General features: G+C 65.8%; 12 protein-coding genes and 1 tRNA gene. All 13 read right to left on the reverse strand.

The window, feature by feature from the left end; translation table 11 throughout:
• Positions 1-79 precede the first annotated feature (79 nt).
• The 13 genes from AC3ANU_RS16525 to eno all read right to left on the reverse strand — a co-directional run bounded on the left by AC3ANU_RS16525 (position 80) and on the right by eno (position 13516).
• Complete coding sequence (locus AC3ANU_RS16525) at positions 80-997, reverse strand: Bax inhibitor-1/YccA family protein (protein ID WP_056393472.1); 918 nt, start codon at positions 995-997, stop codon at positions 80-82.
• Between the two features lie 151 nt (positions 998-1148).
• Positions 1149-1862, reverse strand: coding sequence for an ABC transporter ATP-binding protein (locus AC3ANU_RS16530; protein ID WP_018770189.1), 714 nt, complete (start codon positions 1860-1862; stop codon positions 1149-1151).
• A complete protein-coding gene (locus tag AC3ANU_RS16535) occupies positions 1849-2796 on the reverse strand; it encodes an ATP-binding cassette domain-containing protein (RefSeq protein ID WP_018770190.1) in 948 nt (315 codons plus the stop codon). The genes AC3ANU_RS16530 and AC3ANU_RS16535 overlap by 14 nt, the downstream gene beginning before the upstream one ends.
• The gene (locus tag AC3ANU_RS16540; RefSeq protein WP_018770191.1) at positions 2793-4040 is read right to left on the reverse strand and encodes a branched-chain amino acid ABC transporter permease; all 1248 of its coding nucleotides are present in this window, start codon (positions 4038-4040) and stop codon (positions 2793-2795) included. The genes AC3ANU_RS16535 and AC3ANU_RS16540 overlap by 4 nt, the downstream gene beginning before the upstream one ends.
• Entirely contained in the window at positions 4037-5044 is a 1008-nt protein-coding gene (locus AC3ANU_RS16545; RefSeq protein WP_018770192.1) for a branched-chain amino acid ABC transporter permease, read from the reverse strand. The genes AC3ANU_RS16540 and AC3ANU_RS16545 overlap by 4 nt, the downstream gene beginning before the upstream one ends.
• Positions 5045-5200: 156 nt before the next feature.
• The gene (locus AC3ANU_RS16550) at positions 5201-6433 is read right to left on the reverse strand and encodes a branched-chain amino acid ABC transporter substrate-binding protein (protein ID WP_018770193.1); all 1233 of its coding nucleotides are present in this window, start codon (positions 6431-6433) and stop codon (positions 5201-5203) included.
• A gap of 242 nt (positions 6434-6675) precedes the next feature.
• Positions 6676-6749 (reverse strand) — tRNA-Leu (locus AC3ANU_RS16555).
• 111 nt (positions 6750-6860) lie between these two features.
• On the reverse strand, positions 6861-8327 hold the full coding sequence (locus AC3ANU_RS16560; protein WP_488314881.1) for an NAD(P)/FAD-dependent oxidoreductase: 1467 nt from the start codon (positions 8325-8327) through the stop codon (positions 6861-6863).
• A 34-nt stretch (positions 8328-8361) separates the two neighbouring features.
• The gene (locus AC3ANU_RS16565) at positions 8362-9771 is read right to left on the reverse strand and encodes a S8 family serine peptidase (RefSeq protein WP_488314882.1); all 1410 of its coding nucleotides are present in this window, start codon (positions 9769-9771) and stop codon (positions 8362-8364) included.
• Positions 9772-9774: 3 nt separating this feature from the next.
• Positions 9775-10722, reverse strand: coding sequence for a Ppx/GppA phosphatase family protein (locus tag AC3ANU_RS16570; protein WP_134164555.1), 948 nt, complete (start codon positions 10720-10722; stop codon positions 9775-9777).
• Complete coding sequence (locus tag AC3ANU_RS16575; protein ID WP_018770197.1) at positions 10719-11390, reverse strand: DUF501 domain-containing protein; 672 nt, start codon at positions 11388-11390, stop codon at positions 10719-10721. The genes AC3ANU_RS16570 and AC3ANU_RS16575 overlap by 4 nt, the downstream gene beginning before the upstream one ends.
• Positions 11391-11417: 27 nt before the next feature.
• A complete protein-coding gene (locus AC3ANU_RS16580) occupies positions 11418-12098 on the reverse strand; it encodes an FtsB family cell division protein (RefSeq protein WP_488314883.1) in 681 nt (226 codons plus the stop codon).
• A 137-nt stretch (positions 12099-12235) separates the two neighbouring features.
• Positions 12236-13516 (reverse strand): phosphopyruvate hydratase, encoded by a 1281-nt coding sequence (gene eno, locus AC3ANU_RS16585; protein WP_018770199.1) that lies wholly within the window; start codon positions 13514-13516, stop codon positions 12236-12238.
• Positions 13517-13555 lie beyond the last annotated feature (39 nt).

The following is a 13555-nucleotide window of genomic DNA, read 5'->3' on the forward strand; positions in this document are numbered from 1 at the left end:
GCCCTTAACGGCCGTGGGCCCCACCAGTCTGGTGGAGCCCACGGTTGTTGGTTTACGACGGCGGAAGCTGGCCGGGTGCCTAGTCGTCGCCGCGCAGGATGGCCAGCAGGCGGATGATCTCCACATACAGCCAGACGAGGGTGACGGTCAGCCCGAATGCAGCCGTCCAGGAGAAGCGCTGCGGGGCTCCGCTGCGGACCCCTTCCTCGATGCTGGTGAAGTCCATGATCAGCGAGAAGGCGGCGAGGCCGATGGCGAGCAGGCCGATGAAGACGCCCAGCGGGATCCCGAAGATCTCGACGCTGCGCAGGCCGAAGGGCTGCTGCAGGGCGCCGGTCCACATCAGCACCATGTTGACCAGGGCAAACACGGCGTAGCCGATGATGGCGATCATGAAGAACCGCATGGCCTTGGGGGTGGCCCGGACCTTGCCGCTCTTGAAGAGCACCAGGGTCACGGCAAATACGGACAGGGTACCGATGACCGCCTGCAGCCCCACACCGGGGAATTGGGTGTCAAGGATCCTGGTGAGTCCGCCGAGGAAGAGGCCCTCCAGCGCCGCGTACGCAAGGATCAGTGCCGGCGAAGGCTGCTTCTTGAAGGTGTTGACCAGGGCCAGCACGAACCCGCCCAGGGCGCCGACAATCATCAGCATTGACGCCAGCGGCAGGCCCACCGTGAGGGTGATGGCTGCGCCCACCAGCACGGCGCCGAGGCAGGCCGCGGTCTTCATGATGACGTCGTCGAACGTCATCCTGCCGGTGTCTGCGGGGCCGGCCGAGGGCTGGCTGTACATCTGCCGCAGCTGCTCGTCGGTCATGCTCTGGGGTTGCGTGCCCCAGCCCTGCTGGCCGTAGGGCTGGCGGCCGTACGGTGCCTGGCCGCCATAGGGCTGCTGGCCGTAGGGAGCGCCGTAGGGAGCCTGCGGGACAGGCGGTGCCTGGGTGGCTCCACGGAAATTCTTTCCGTTGAAGATCGGGTTGCCGCCAAGTGCCATTGCGGGATTCCTCCATGTGGATGTGGGTGATGAGCTTTTTGTTACGCTACCAATTCCCACGCGGAGGCAGCAGGGAAAGTTCCCTTGGGGCCCGGTTGCAACCGAACCGTGACCGTTGCACCTTTCCAGGCACCGGGCCCCGTGCGGCGAACTACCCCACCCCCAGGTAGGCCTCCTTGATGGACGGGTCGTCCAGCAACTGCTTTCCTGTTCCGCTGTGGGTGATCTCCCCGGTCTCCAGCACGAAGGCGCGGTGTGCCCCGGCCAGGGCCTGGTTGGCGTTCTGTTCCACCATCAGGACGGTGGTGCCCTGGTTGTTGATTTCCTTGATGATCTTGAAAATCTGGCGGATGAACTGTGGTGCCAGGCCCATGGAGGGCTCGTCCAGGAGCAGCAGCTTCGGGTTGGACATCAGGGCCCGCCCAATGGCCAGCATCTGCTGCTCGCCGCCGGACATGGTGCCCCCGTACTGCTTTTCCCGCTCCTTCAGGCGCGGAAACAGGTCGAACACGCGGTCCAGGTCCTTCCCCACCCCGCTTCTGTCCTTGCGTCCGAAAGTGCCCATATCGAGGTTTTCCATGACAGTCATGCCCGGGAAGATACCGCGGCCTTCGGGGGCCTGGGAGATTCCGTGGACCACCCGGATATGGGCCTTCATCTTGGTGATGTCCTGGCCGGCGAACATGATCCGGCCTTCCGAGCAGTTCAGCAACCCGGAGATTGTCCGCATCGTGGTGGTTTTGCCGGCACCGTTGGCGCCGATCAACGCCACGACTTCACCTTCATCCACGGTGAAGGAGATGTTCCGCAGGGCCTGGATGCGGCCGTAGTGCACGGAAACGTCCTTAAGTTCAAGCAACGTCATCTTCGGGCTCTCCTAGGTAGGCGGCAATAACGCGCGGGTCCTCGCGGATCTCGCGCGGCAGTCCATCCGCAATCTTCTTCCCGAATTCGAGCACGACGATCCGGTCCGTGACGCCCATCACGAGCTTCATGTCGTGCTCGATCAGCAGCACGGTGTAGCCCTCATCCCTGATGGTGCGGATGAGCGCCATCAGTTCTTCCTTTTCGGCAGGATTGAATCCGGCCGCAGGCTCGTCGAGGCACAGGACCTTGGGATCGGTTGCCAGGGCCCGGGCAATCTCCAGGCGGCGCTGGTAGCCGTACGGCAGTTGCCGGGACAGGACATGCGCGTGGCTGCCGATGCCAACGAAGTCCAGCAGGGCCATGCCCCGTTCGATGGCGGACTTCTCCTCCCTGATGTGGGTGGGCAGGCGCAGCAGCGCCCCGCCGACGCTGGTCCGGTGCCGGGCGTCCAGGCCCACCACCACGTTTTCGAGGGCGGTCATCTCACCGAACAGGCGGATGTTCTGGAAGGTGCGGGACAGGCCCAGGCGGGTGATCTTGTGCTGCTTGATGCCGTTCAGGACCTGGCCTTCCAGCACCACCTTCCCGCTGGTGGGCTTGTAAACGCCCGTCATCGCGTTGAAGCAGGTGGTCTTGCCGGCGCCGTTGGGCCCGATGAGGCCCAGGATCTCGCCCCGCTTGATGTTGAAGCTGATGTTGTCCAGCGCCACGAGGCCGCCGAACTTGATGGTCAGGTTCTGGACTTCCACGATGTTGTCGCCCACCTTGACCGCGATGTCGCGGTCCGGGGCCACCTTCTCGGCAAGTTCCGGGTCCACGCCGGCCTCTGCCAGGGCTTCGATGTCGATCTCGGGCGCAACAGCCGCGGAGCCATCACTTGCCGGCTGTTCCTCCACGCTGCTGGAGCCGCCGTGCCTTTCCTCGGAGCTCATGCCTCCGCTCCTCTCTGTCCGGCCGCCCGGGTGTCGGGACCGGCTGGTGGATTGTCCGTGTCCTTGGGCTGGGTGACCTCGCGGGTGACCACCTTGTTCAGAGCAGTCCGTCCGTAGGCGAGCAACCGCTGCCGTGCCGGGAGCAGTCCCTGGGAACGGAAGATCATGATCAGCACCAGGGCAATGCCGAAGATCAGGTACTTGTATTCGGCAATGGCCGTGAACCTCAGCGGGATGTAGCTGACCAGGGCGCCGCCAAGGATGGCACCAACCTTGTTGCCCGCTCCGCCAAGCACGACGGCGGCGAGGAACAGGATGGACGTGGTGACGTCGAATTTCTGGTTGTTGACGAACCCCACCTGCCCGGCGAAGAGGGCGCCGGATAGTCCGCCGATCGCTGCGCCGATGGCGAAGGCCCACACCTTGTATTTGAAGGTGGGAACGCCCATGATTTCGGCGGCGTCCTCGTCTTCACGGATGGCGATCCAGGCGCGGCCAACCCGGCTGCGTTCCAGGTTGCCTACCAGGAGGGTGACGATGATGATGATGGTCAACGTCAGCCAGTACCAGGGCACGCCGTTCGAGTTGGAGAAGATGGGCGTTCCGTCAGCCTCGGTACCCGGCGGGTGGCCAACGTTCTGGAAGCCCACCTGGCCCTTCATTGCCGGGATGATCGTGGCCAGGATGCGGACGATTTCGCCGAATCCGAGCGTCACGATGGCCAGGTAGTCGCCTCGAAGGCGCAAGGTGGGGACGCCCAGCACTACGCCGAAGAACATGGTGACGGCCATGGCGATCGGAATGGTCCACAGGTATGGGATATGCAGGAAGGGCGAGTCCGGACTGGTCAGCATTGCTGCGCAGTAGGAGCCCACGGCAAAGAAGGCGACGTATCCCAGGTCCAGGAGGCCGGCGTATCCCACCACCACGTTGAGGCCGACGGCGATCAGTGCGAACCGGGCCATGTCGAAGCAGGCCAGGGCGAAGTTGTTGCCGGGCTCGGTGGTGATGATGGGCGGGTTCATCAGCGGGAGCAGGTAGGCCAGGACGACGACGATAATCAGGAACGCCCACTGCTGTTGCCGGGACAGTGCGTGCCACCGGTCGGAGAAGTACCCGGACTTGCGTCTGCCCCGCTGGCGGAGGTCGCTCTTTCCTGCGGCCTTCGAGGAAGCTTCGCGGTCCTCTGCTGCCTGTTGGGCCGCCGCTGTCTGCAGCGGTGTGGGGCCGTCCGTCATGCTCATGCTTTGCTCCTTCCAAGGGAGGTTCCCAGGATGCCTTCGGGCCGCAGCAGCAGCACGAGCACCAGCACCACGAAGGCCACGACGTCGGTCCACTGCGAGTTGCCCAGCAGGATCTGGCCGTAGTTGCCGATCAGGCCGAGCAGCAGGCCGCCCAGCAGGGCGCCGCGGACGTTGCCGATGCCGCCCAGCACAGCGGCCGCGAAGGCCTTGATGCCCAGGACGAATCCGCCGCTGTACTGGACACCGGACGGGATTTTCATGACATAGAACAAGGCGGCGGCTCCTGCGAGCAGGCCTCCGATGACGAAGGTGGTAATAATGATGCGCTCTTTGTTGACGCCCATCAATGTTGCGGTATCAGGATCCTGGGCAACGGCCCGGATGCCGCGGCCGGTGCGGGACTTGCTGATGAACCTGTCGATGCCCACCATCATGATCACCGCGGCGATGATGATCACCAGCTGCTGGGAATCGATGATGGTGCCGAAGACGTCGAAGATGGGGGTGGGCCGGAACATGGTCAGGGCAAGCTCGGGGCTGGGACCACGCCACAGGTAGATCAGGTACTGGATGGTGAAGGAAGCACCAATGGCCGTGATCAGGAAGACCAGGCGGGGGGCGTTGCGTCGCCGAAGGGGTTTGTATGCGATGCGTTCCAGCAGGAAGGCTGTGACGGCCGAGGCAACCATGGCCAAAACCAGCGCCAGCAACAGGTTCAGGATGATCGCCCAGATGTCGAGCCGGGGAACCGAGGGGCCGAAGCCCAGGCTGCTGAGGGTGAAGAAGACTGCGTAGCAGCCGACGATGAACACTTCCGAGTGGGCGAAGTTGATCAGGTTCAGCACGCCGTAGACCAGGGTGTAGCCCAGCGCTACGAGCGCGTAGATGGCCCCGAAGGTGAGGCCGTCAAAGGTGGCACTCCAGAAGTTCTGGGCCAGGGACGGTATGTCGAAGGTGATCCAGTCGTTTTCAGTCGGGAGTAGTGGGACAAGAGAGGGAAGCATGGGAACATCCTGATCCAGTTGCACGCGGCCTTGTGGGCCCGGCCGTGGGACTTGTGTCTATTGACGTAGTTTGGTCCTGGGCTGCTGCCAAGCGAAGAAAAGGCTGTGGGGGCCTGCTGATGCTGGCCCCCACAGCCATTGTCTTGCGCCGGGCTGCTACTCCCCGATGGGGCCGATGGGAACGATCTTCCCGTTTTCCACCTTGTAGCCGTACACGGTCGGGGCCTGGAGCTCGCCCTTCGCATCCCACTTGTAGTGCTTGCTCAGGCCGTCCTTGTCGTAGGCCTTGACCCAGGCAAGCAGGTCGGCGCGGTTCTGCTTGCCGGCGTCGATCCCGGACAGGAGCACGGTTGCGGCGTCGTAGCCCTCGATGGAGTACGTACCGGGTTCTGCACCCTTGGCGATGTCCTTGTAAGCCGATGCAAAATCAGGAATCAGCTCACCGGGGATGCAGGGGCAGGTGAAGTAGGCGTTGTTGGAAGCATCGCCTGCCTGCTTGATGAACTGGTCATCCTTGACGCCATCCGGTGCCACGAACGTTCCCGTGAACCCCTTGCCGACCAGCTGCTGGTCGAACGGCGCGCCCTCTGCGTAGTAGCCGGCGTAGAAGACGGCGTCCGCCTTGGCGTTCATGATCTTGGAAATGACTGCCGAGAAGTCCTTCTGCCCGGTGGTCACCTTTTCCGTCCCGGCCAGTGCGCTGCCCAGGCCGGCAGAGGTGGAGGTTCCCAGGCCGATGCCGTAGTCGGAATCATCCTGGACCAGGTAGACCTTCTTGGCGCCGAGCTTCCCGGTGAGGAACTTGGCGGCCGCCGGACCCTGGACGGCGTCATTGCCGAGGCCCCGGAAGAAGGTGGTCCAGCCGTTGTTGGTCAGGCCCGGGTTGGTGGCCGACGGCGTGATGTGCACCAGGCCCTTCTGCTCGAAGATGTTGCCCGTGGCTTTGGACTCACCCGAGAACGGGAGGCCGACCACACCCAGGATGTCCGGCTCGCTCACCAGCTGGGTGACGGGGCCGGTGGCCTTGTTGGGGTCGCCTTCGGTATCGAACTTCTTGAACTGCACCTGGCAGCCCGGGTTGGCCTTGTTGTGCTGGTCGATGGCCAGCTGGATGCCGTTGAAAATGTTGACGCCGAGCTGCGCGTTGGGGCCGGTCTGGGCGCCGGCGTAGGCCAGCGTGGTGGTGGCCGGGCAGGTCGCCTTGCCGTCGCCGGCGGGCTTGACCGCGCCGGAGGGAACGTCCACTTTCGAAATGGCGGGGATGTTCACTTTGTTGGACGAGCCGGAGCTCTCGGTGTTGCTGGGGCCTGCTTGGTTGGCGCAGGCCGACAGCAGCATGCTGAACGTGGCTGCCGCTGCCAACGAAGTGAGGACTTTCTTTCGGTACATTAATCTGCCTTCCGAAACAGGACCGTGCGATGCGGGTGCGGAACGGGCGCTGTGGCGCCCGGAGCGGGACCAGGTATTCCTGATTTAGCTTCAAGCTAGTGCATAGACGCCAGCGAACCTAAGTGACTGAGGTCACAGCCTTATAACAGTAGTTTCCTGTGGGGCATTAAACGCCGAAAGCCGCCTGCTGGGCAGGCGGCTTTCGGAACGCCGGGACGGCAGCGCCGTGCCGGGACAGTCTGTACCCCAGGTGGGACTCGAACCCACAACACGCGGATTTTAAGTCCGCTGCCTCTGCCAATTGGGCTACTGGGGCGCCGGGGTCAATGGTACCTGTGAATGGCACGTTGGCTGGAAACGCCGACGGCGGCCGGCCCCGCAAAGGGGGACGGCCGCCGTCGGACGCTGTAAAGCGGGAGCAGACGCACTACTTGGCGTTGGCCGCCACCGTTTCCTTGGCAGCGGTGGTGGCGGTTGAACCAGAGCCGCCGGCCGGAACTGCCGCTGGTGCGGCTGCCGGCTTCGGGGCGGGGGTAGCTGCGGCGACGAAGGCGCCGCGGGGGTTGTCCAGGTCCATGAGCTGGGTGGTGTCCCGGCCGGCGAAGAAGCCGATGATCCAGTTGAAGATGACGCGGAACTTGCGCTCGAACGTGGGCATGGCCATGCCGTGGTAGCCGCGGTGGGCCAGCCACGCCAGCGGGCCCTTGAGGCCGATCCGGCCCAGGAGGTTGATGTTGGCAACGCCCTTCCATTCGCCGAAGCCGGCCACCGCACCAAGGTTCTTGTGCTTGTAGTCAGCCAGCGGCTTGTCCCAGCGCGAAGCCCACAGGTTCTTGGCAAGGCGCTTGGCCTGGCGCAGGGCGTGCTGGGCGTTGGGGACGCAGGTGCCGTCAGGCAGGCCCTTGCCGGTGAGGTCCGGAACGGCGGCGATGTCGCCTGCGGCCCACGCGTTCTCCACGATGCCTTCGTCCCCGGCAATGCGCAGGTCCGGCAGGACGCGGACGCGGCCGCGGGGCTCGAGCGGGAAGTCGGTGGAGCGGACCATCGGGTTGGCCTGCACGCCGGCCGTCCACACCAGGGTGTCGGCTTCGAATTCCTGGGCGGAGGTTTTGTCCGGAAGGTTGATGAGCTTCAGGGTGCCTTCGGCGCTGTCCAGCGAGGTGTTCAGGAGGACCTCGATGCCGCGGCTGCGCAGGTGTTCCACAACCCACTCGGCCTGCTTGGCGGTGACCTCGGGCATGATGCGGCCCATGGCTTCGACCAGGACGAAGCGGACTTCCTCCTGCTTGATGCGGGGGTTGTTGCGCACGGCTGCGCGGGCGAGGTCTTCCATCTCGGTGATGCACTCGATGCCGGCAAAGCCGCCGCCAACCACCACGAAGGTGAGGGCGCGGGCGCGTGCGGCGGGGTCCGTCATGGTGGAGGCAACCTCGATGCGCTCCAGCAGCTTGTTGCGCAGCGCAACGGCTTCCTCGATGGTCTTCAGGCCAATGCCCTTGTCCGCCAGGCCCTTGATGGGGAACGTGCGGGTGATGGCGCCGGCTGCGAGCACGACGTCGAAGTACGGAATTTCAAAGTTTTCGCCGCCGTCGGCGGGAGCCACCACAGCTGTGCGGTTTTCGTGGTCGATCGAGGTAACGCGGCCCTGGATCAGTTCCGTCTGCTTGAGGTGCTGGCGGTGGGACACCACCGCGTGGCGGGCCTCGATGTTGCCGCCGGCCACCTCGGGGAGGAACGGCTGGTAGGTCATGTAGGGCAGCGGATCGACGACGGTGACGATGCCACCGGCATTCGCGATCTTCTTCTGCAGTTTCAGTGCTACGTACAGGCCGACGTACCCGCCGCCGACGACGAGTACCCTGGGACGGTCCTGGAGCTGTGGGGTGGTTGCCATAGTTTAAGGATAGCGCAGTTTGTGAAAATCTTCACTAACTAGCCCCCCGGTCCGTAACGTGCGGATTACTGCGCGATTGCACCTGTTCCACTACCCCTGTCTCCGGCTCCTCCCGGGCAAGGGCCGGGTTCCGGGCAGCCCTCCGGAGCGAGATGCCGGCAGCAGCGATGATCGCCACGAACAGGACGGCAAAACCGATCACGACGGCGGCGCCGATGGCAGTGTCGCGCTGAGAGGGTGCCTTGGCGGCCGGGACGGTGGCGTCCGGCAGCGTGGGTGCCGCGATGGGCGCTGAGGTGGCGGTGGGCTGGGGAGTTGCGGGCGCGGCGTTGCCGCGCCTGTGCACGCGGATCCATTCGGCTACGGTGCCCAACGGGTTCACCGACACCTGGGGGACGTCGGCCTTGAGCGCGGCCTCGGCGTTCAGGATGCCATAGCCGTACAGCGGGTCCTTGCCCGGAGGGCCGGCATCCTTTGCCGTGGAGACGATCCTGTTGATCACCTGTTCGGCGCTCATGTCCGGCCACTTGGACCGGATCAGGGCGGCGACGCCGGAAACGATGGGCGTGGACCCGGAGGTCCCGGCCCACTCCGCGTAGCTCCCGCCGGGGAGGCCGCCGAGGAGGTTCTCTGCGGGGGCAGCCACCCCGATGCTGATCCCCTGCGATGAGGCGTCCACGCTGGCCACGTTCTTCCGGTCCAGGCCGGCCACGGTGAGTACGCCGGGGATGGTGGCGGGGGCGCCCACCTGGGTGTTGCCGCCCACGCGGTTGCCCGCGGCGGCAACGATGACCACGTCCTTTTGTTCTGCGTACAGGAACGCGGCGTCCCAGCTTTGCGGCCACTGCGGGGTGGTGCTGCCCAGCGAAATGTTGATCACCTTGGCGCCGTTGTCCACGGCCCAGCGGACAGCCTCGGGAATCTGGTCCTGGTCGCTTTTGCCCGAGGGGTTGGCCGAGCCCAGCCAGGTGGAAACGGACAGAAGCTGTGCCTCCGGCGCCACGCCCATGATCCCGTCCGGCGGAGTGCCGGGCTGCCCGGGACCCGGGCTGGGGCTTGCACTGGCCGGCTGGTGTCCGCGGCCGGCCAGCATGGTGGCCACCAAGGTGCCGTGTTCGGGTTTGGAGCCGACGCTTTTCTGGCCGTCGGGCTGGCCGGAGCCCGAGGCGTCGTAACCACCGACAACCGCGCCTTTGAGGTCCGGGTGCTGGGCGTCGATGCCGCTGTCAATGACGGCCACCTTGACGCCGGCGCCTTTTGACACCTCCCAGGCCTTGGTAATGCCGGAGTCTGCCAGCCAGTATTCCTTGTCGCGCCATTCGTCGGCGTTTGCGGCGGGTGCAGTGAAGAGGCCGGCGCACAGGCAGGACGCTGCCAGGAGGACGGCTACGGCGGCGGCCGCCGCACGGGGCAGGCGCGGGATGGAAGCTGGGGTGGAGTGCATGGCTTAACCGATGCTCAGCGCGATGCCGTCGAGGATGTCGTGCTCGCTTGCGGTGGCCGCGGTGATGCGCCCCCCGGTCAACTCCCCCATCCGTTCCAGGATGCGGCGCCATACCAGTCCCCCGGCGCCGATGACGTCCACGCGTCCCGGGTGCATGTACGGCAGTGCCGCGCGGCGCGCCCGGGTCATGCCCAGCAGGTCGGTGGCGGCGGCGCGGACTTCCCCGATGGGGAGTTCGGCGCCGTGGATTGCGGCGGGGGAATACCCGGGCAGGCGGAGCGCGTGCGCGGTGATGGTGGTGACGGACCCGGCAACACCGACGACGGCGGTGGCGCGTTCCAGCGGTACGTCGCGCCCGGCGCGGGCCATGGCAGCGTCCACGTCGGCTTCCGCGGCAGCGATCTGTTCGGCGGTGGGAGGATCGTTGCGCAGGTGCCGTTCGGTGAGCCGGACACAGCCGATGTCCACGGACTTTGCCGCGGTTACCCCGGCTGCGGTGCCGAGGACGAATTCGGTGCTTCCACCGCCGAGGTCCACCACCAGCACCTGGTGGCCGTCGAGGATGGGCAGGACGCTGCTGGCGCCGGCGAATGACAGTGCCGCTTCCTCGTCCCCGGAGATCACCTCAGGTTCCACTCCCAGCAGGTCCCTGATGCCGTCCACGAAGACGTCCCGGTTGCGCGCATCGCGGCTTGCGGAGGTGGCCACAAAGCGGATCCGCTCCGCGCCGTGCTCCTTGATCAGCCGGGCGTAGTCAGCCGCTGCGGCAAAGGTCCGGTCCAGCGCCTCCGGGGCCAGTTCGCCGGTAGCATCCACGCCCTGGCCCAGCCGGACCACGCGCATCTCCCGGACGACGTCGGTGAGGTTCGCGGCGCCGCTGCTGCGGTCGATGTCCGCAATCAGCAGCCGGATGGAGTTGGTGCCGCAGTCTATGGCGGCCACGCGGGTCATTCGGCGGCCTCTGCGGCGCCGGCGGACTTCCGCACGGGGGCAGGGCGGCCCACGATGTCCGGCAGGCCCTGCGGTCCGTGGCGGCTGAGGTCCCTGGACGGTGCCTCGCCTGTGGTGTCCCAGGCACCGTCGCAGTAGCACCTGTCCGCCGTCCACCATTCGCTGATCATGTCAAGCGCCTGGTCGCCCAGGGGATTGACGCCGCTGCCTGCCGCCAGGGAGTGGCCCACCAGGACGTGCAGGCATTTGACGCGCGTGGGCATCCCGCCGGCGGAGACGCCGTCGATTTCAGGCACAGCGCCGATGCCCGAACGCTCCCCGATGGCCGCACGGGCAGCGAGGTACTCCTCGTGTGCTGAGCGGTAGGCAGCCGCGAGCCCGGCATCGCCTGCCAGTTGTTCATTCATGCTGTTCATGACGCCGGCCGCTTCAAGCCTGGAAACCGCGGACGTGATCACCGGGTGCGTCAGGTAGAAGGTGGTGGGAAAGGGGGTGCCGTTGCTGAGGCGCGGGGCGGTGGCAGCCACCAGGGGGTTTCCACAGACGCAGCGCGCCGGAATCTCCACGACGTCGCGGACGGGGCGTCCCAGCTGCCTGCTCAGTACTTCAAGGTCGTGTGCTGTCGGTTGGCGGGATTCGTCCCGGGCGGCTGCCGTGTTGTGTTCCATGTTCGCGGGCCGTCCTTCCTGTGCGGTTCAGTCTGTGGCCGCGCGCCTGATGGACTCCCACAGGGAATCCACCCACGGCAGATCGGCGGGGTCTTGTGCTGCTGCGCCGGCGGGGCTACTGCTTTCTCCGGCCGGCTCATCGCTGCCAAAAACCCAGTAGCCGGTTTCGCCCGGCATAACCATGTTAATGCGGTCGCGGGCCTGCTGTTTGACGTAGTTGGGGTCCTGCCACCGCGAAACCTGCTGCCGGAGGGCATCGCCTTCCGCCTGGCGTGCGGCGATATCGGCGTTCAGCGCGTCGATTTCGGCCTTTTTGTCGAAGAAGATCTTTACCGTGGGCGCCAGCATGATGGTGATGGCAATCATCACCACGGCCAGCGCCAGCATGCGGCCGGAGAACGCCTTGGCGGGGACAGGGTGCTGATCCTCATCGCCGTCCCGGACGCTCTTGCCGTCAACGGAACTGCTGCCCTTGCGTGCGGCGGAAGGCCCGGACTTGGCTGCCTGCGATGCCTTCGCCGCGGCCTTGCCCGCAGTTCCACGCCCCGGGTTATCGCCCGCCGGTGCTTTGCCCGTCGTAGCGGCGCCCTTGCCCGGCCGGAAATCCGCCCGGATGACCTCGGCACCGCCGGCGGATCCGTCGTCGGCCGTTTCCCTGGCTGGACGGGCGGGGGCGACCTTGGGAACTTTGGGGCGGCGGGTAGCCATGACACTCCTGAAACGCAGCCTGCCTGGGCAGCCACTATCTGTGCTGGACAAACACTGCTGAAACAAATGCTGCTGGAAACAACAGCGGTGGCTATGGTCTTTCAACCATAGCCACCGCGGATGGGTTTAGGCGGTTACTAGCCCTTGAAACGCGGGAACGCGCTGCGTCCGGCGTAGCGTGCGGCGTCGTCGAGTTCCTCTTCGATGCGCAGCAGCTGGTTGTACTTGGCGACGCGCTCGGAGCGGGCCGGGGCGCCGGTCTTGATCTGGCCGGCGTTGGTGGCCACCGAGATGTCGGCGATGGTGGTGTCCTCGGTTTCGCCGGAGCGGTGCGAGGTGATGGTGGTGTAGCCGGCGCGCTGGGCCAGGCTGACGGCGTCCAGGGTCTCGGTCAGGGAACCGATCTGGTTGACCTTGACCAGCAGGGAGTTGGCGGTCTTGGTGTCGATGCCGCGCTGCAGGATGGAGGGGTTGGTGACGAACAGGTCGTCGCCCACCAGCTGGACCTTGTCGCCGATGGTGTCGGTGAGGGTCTTCCAGCCTTCCCAGTCGTTCTCGTCCAGCGGGTCTTCGATGGAGACCAGTGGGTAGTCGGCCACGAGTTCGGCGTAGTAAGCGCTCATCTCGGTGGCGGAGAGCGCTTTGCCTTCGAACTGGTAGGCGCCGTCCTTGAAGAACTCGGAGGAGGCAACGTCCAGGGCCAGGGCGATGTCCTTGCCCGGGGTGTAGCCGGCGTTCTTGATGGCTTCCTGGATCAGGTCCAGTGCTGCACGGTTGGACGGCAGGTTCGGGGCGAAGCCGCCTTCGTCGCCGAGGCCGGTGGACAGGCCCTTTTCCTTGAGCACGGACTTGAGGTTGTGGTACACCTCGACGCCCCAGCGCAGGCCCTCGGAGAAGGTCTCGGCGCCGATCGGGGCGATCATGAATTCCTGGATGTCGACGTCGGAATCGGCGTGGGATCCACCGTTGAGGATGTTCATCAGCGGCACGGGCAGGACATGCGCGTTGGGGCCGCCCAGGTACTTGTAGAGCGGCAGGTCGGCAGAGGCCGCGGCTGCGTTGGCGACCGCCAGGGAGACGCCCAGGATGGCGTTGGCGCCCAGCTTGCCCTTGTTGGGGGTGCCGTCCAGGTCCAGCATGGCCTGGTCGATGCTGCGCTGGTCGGTGGCGTCGAAGCCGGTCAGGGCGGGGGCAATCTGGTCGATCACGGCGTCGACGGCCTTCTGCACGCCCTTGCCGAGGTAGCGGCCCTTGTCGCCGTCGCGCAGTTCGACGGCCTCGTGCTCGCCGGTGGAAGCGCCGGAGGGAACGGCCGCGCGGCCGATCTGGCCGTCGGAAAGCAGGACTTCAACTTCTACGGTGGGGTTGCCACGGGAATCGAGGATCTCGCGGGCGTGGATGGCATCGATAAGCGCCATGAATTTGCTCCTTATGGGCGATTAACGGGGGGAATCAGG

Source organism: Arthrobacter sp. SDR-2R (assembly GCF_057747955.1).

What these genes read in the sequence shown, in the direction of transcription:
- AC3ANU_RS16525 (WP_056393472.1), bottom strand. Translation starts at nt 997, where the DNA reads ATGGCACTTGGCGGCAACCCGATCTTCAACGGAAAGAATTTCCGTGGA.
- AC3ANU_RS16570 (WP_134164555.1), bottom strand. Translation starts at nt 10,722, where the DNA reads ATGACCCGCGTGGCCGCCATAGACTGCGGCACCAACTCCATCCGGCTG.
- AC3ANU_RS16575 (WP_018770197.1), bottom strand. Translation starts at nt 11,390, where the DNA reads ATGGAACACAACACGGCAGCCGCCCGGGACGAATCCCGCCAACCGACA.
- AC3ANU_RS16535 (WP_018770190.1), bottom strand. Translation starts at nt 2,796, where the DNA reads ATGAGCTCCGAGGAAAGGCACGGCGGCTCCAGCAGCGTGGAGGAACAG.
- AC3ANU_RS16550 (WP_018770193.1), bottom strand. Translation starts at nt 6,433, where the DNA reads ATGTACCGAAAGAAAGTCCTCACTTCGTTGGCAGCGGCAGCCACGTTC.
- AC3ANU_RS16540 (WP_018770191.1), bottom strand. Translation starts at nt 4,040, where the DNA reads ATGAGCATGACGGACGGCCCCACACCGCTGCAGACAGCGGCGGCCCAA.
- AC3ANU_RS16580 (WP_488314883.1), bottom strand. Translation starts at nt 12,098, where the DNA reads ATGGCTACCCGCCGCCCCAAAGTTCCCAAGGTCGCCCCCGCCCGTCCA.
- AC3ANU_RS16530 (WP_018770189.1), bottom strand. Translation starts at nt 1,862, where the DNA reads ATGACGTTGCTTGAACTTAAGGACGTTTCCGTGCACTACGGCCGCATC.
- AC3ANU_RS16560 (WP_488314881.1), bottom strand. Translation starts at nt 8,327, where the DNA reads ATGGCAACCACCCCACAGCTCCAGGACCGTCCCAGGGTACTCGTCGTC.
- AC3ANU_RS16545 (WP_018770192.1), bottom strand. Translation starts at nt 5,044, where the DNA reads ATGCTTCCCTCTCTTGTCCCACTACTCCCGACTGAAAACGACTGGATC.
- AC3ANU_RS16565 (WP_488314882.1), bottom strand. Translation starts at nt 9,771, where the DNA reads ATGCACTCCACCCCAGCTTCCATCCCGCGCCTGCCCCGTGCGGCGGCC.
- eno (WP_018770199.1), bottom strand. Translation starts at nt 13,516, where the DNA reads ATGGCGCTTATCGATGCCATCCACGCCCGCGAGATCCTCGATTCCCGT.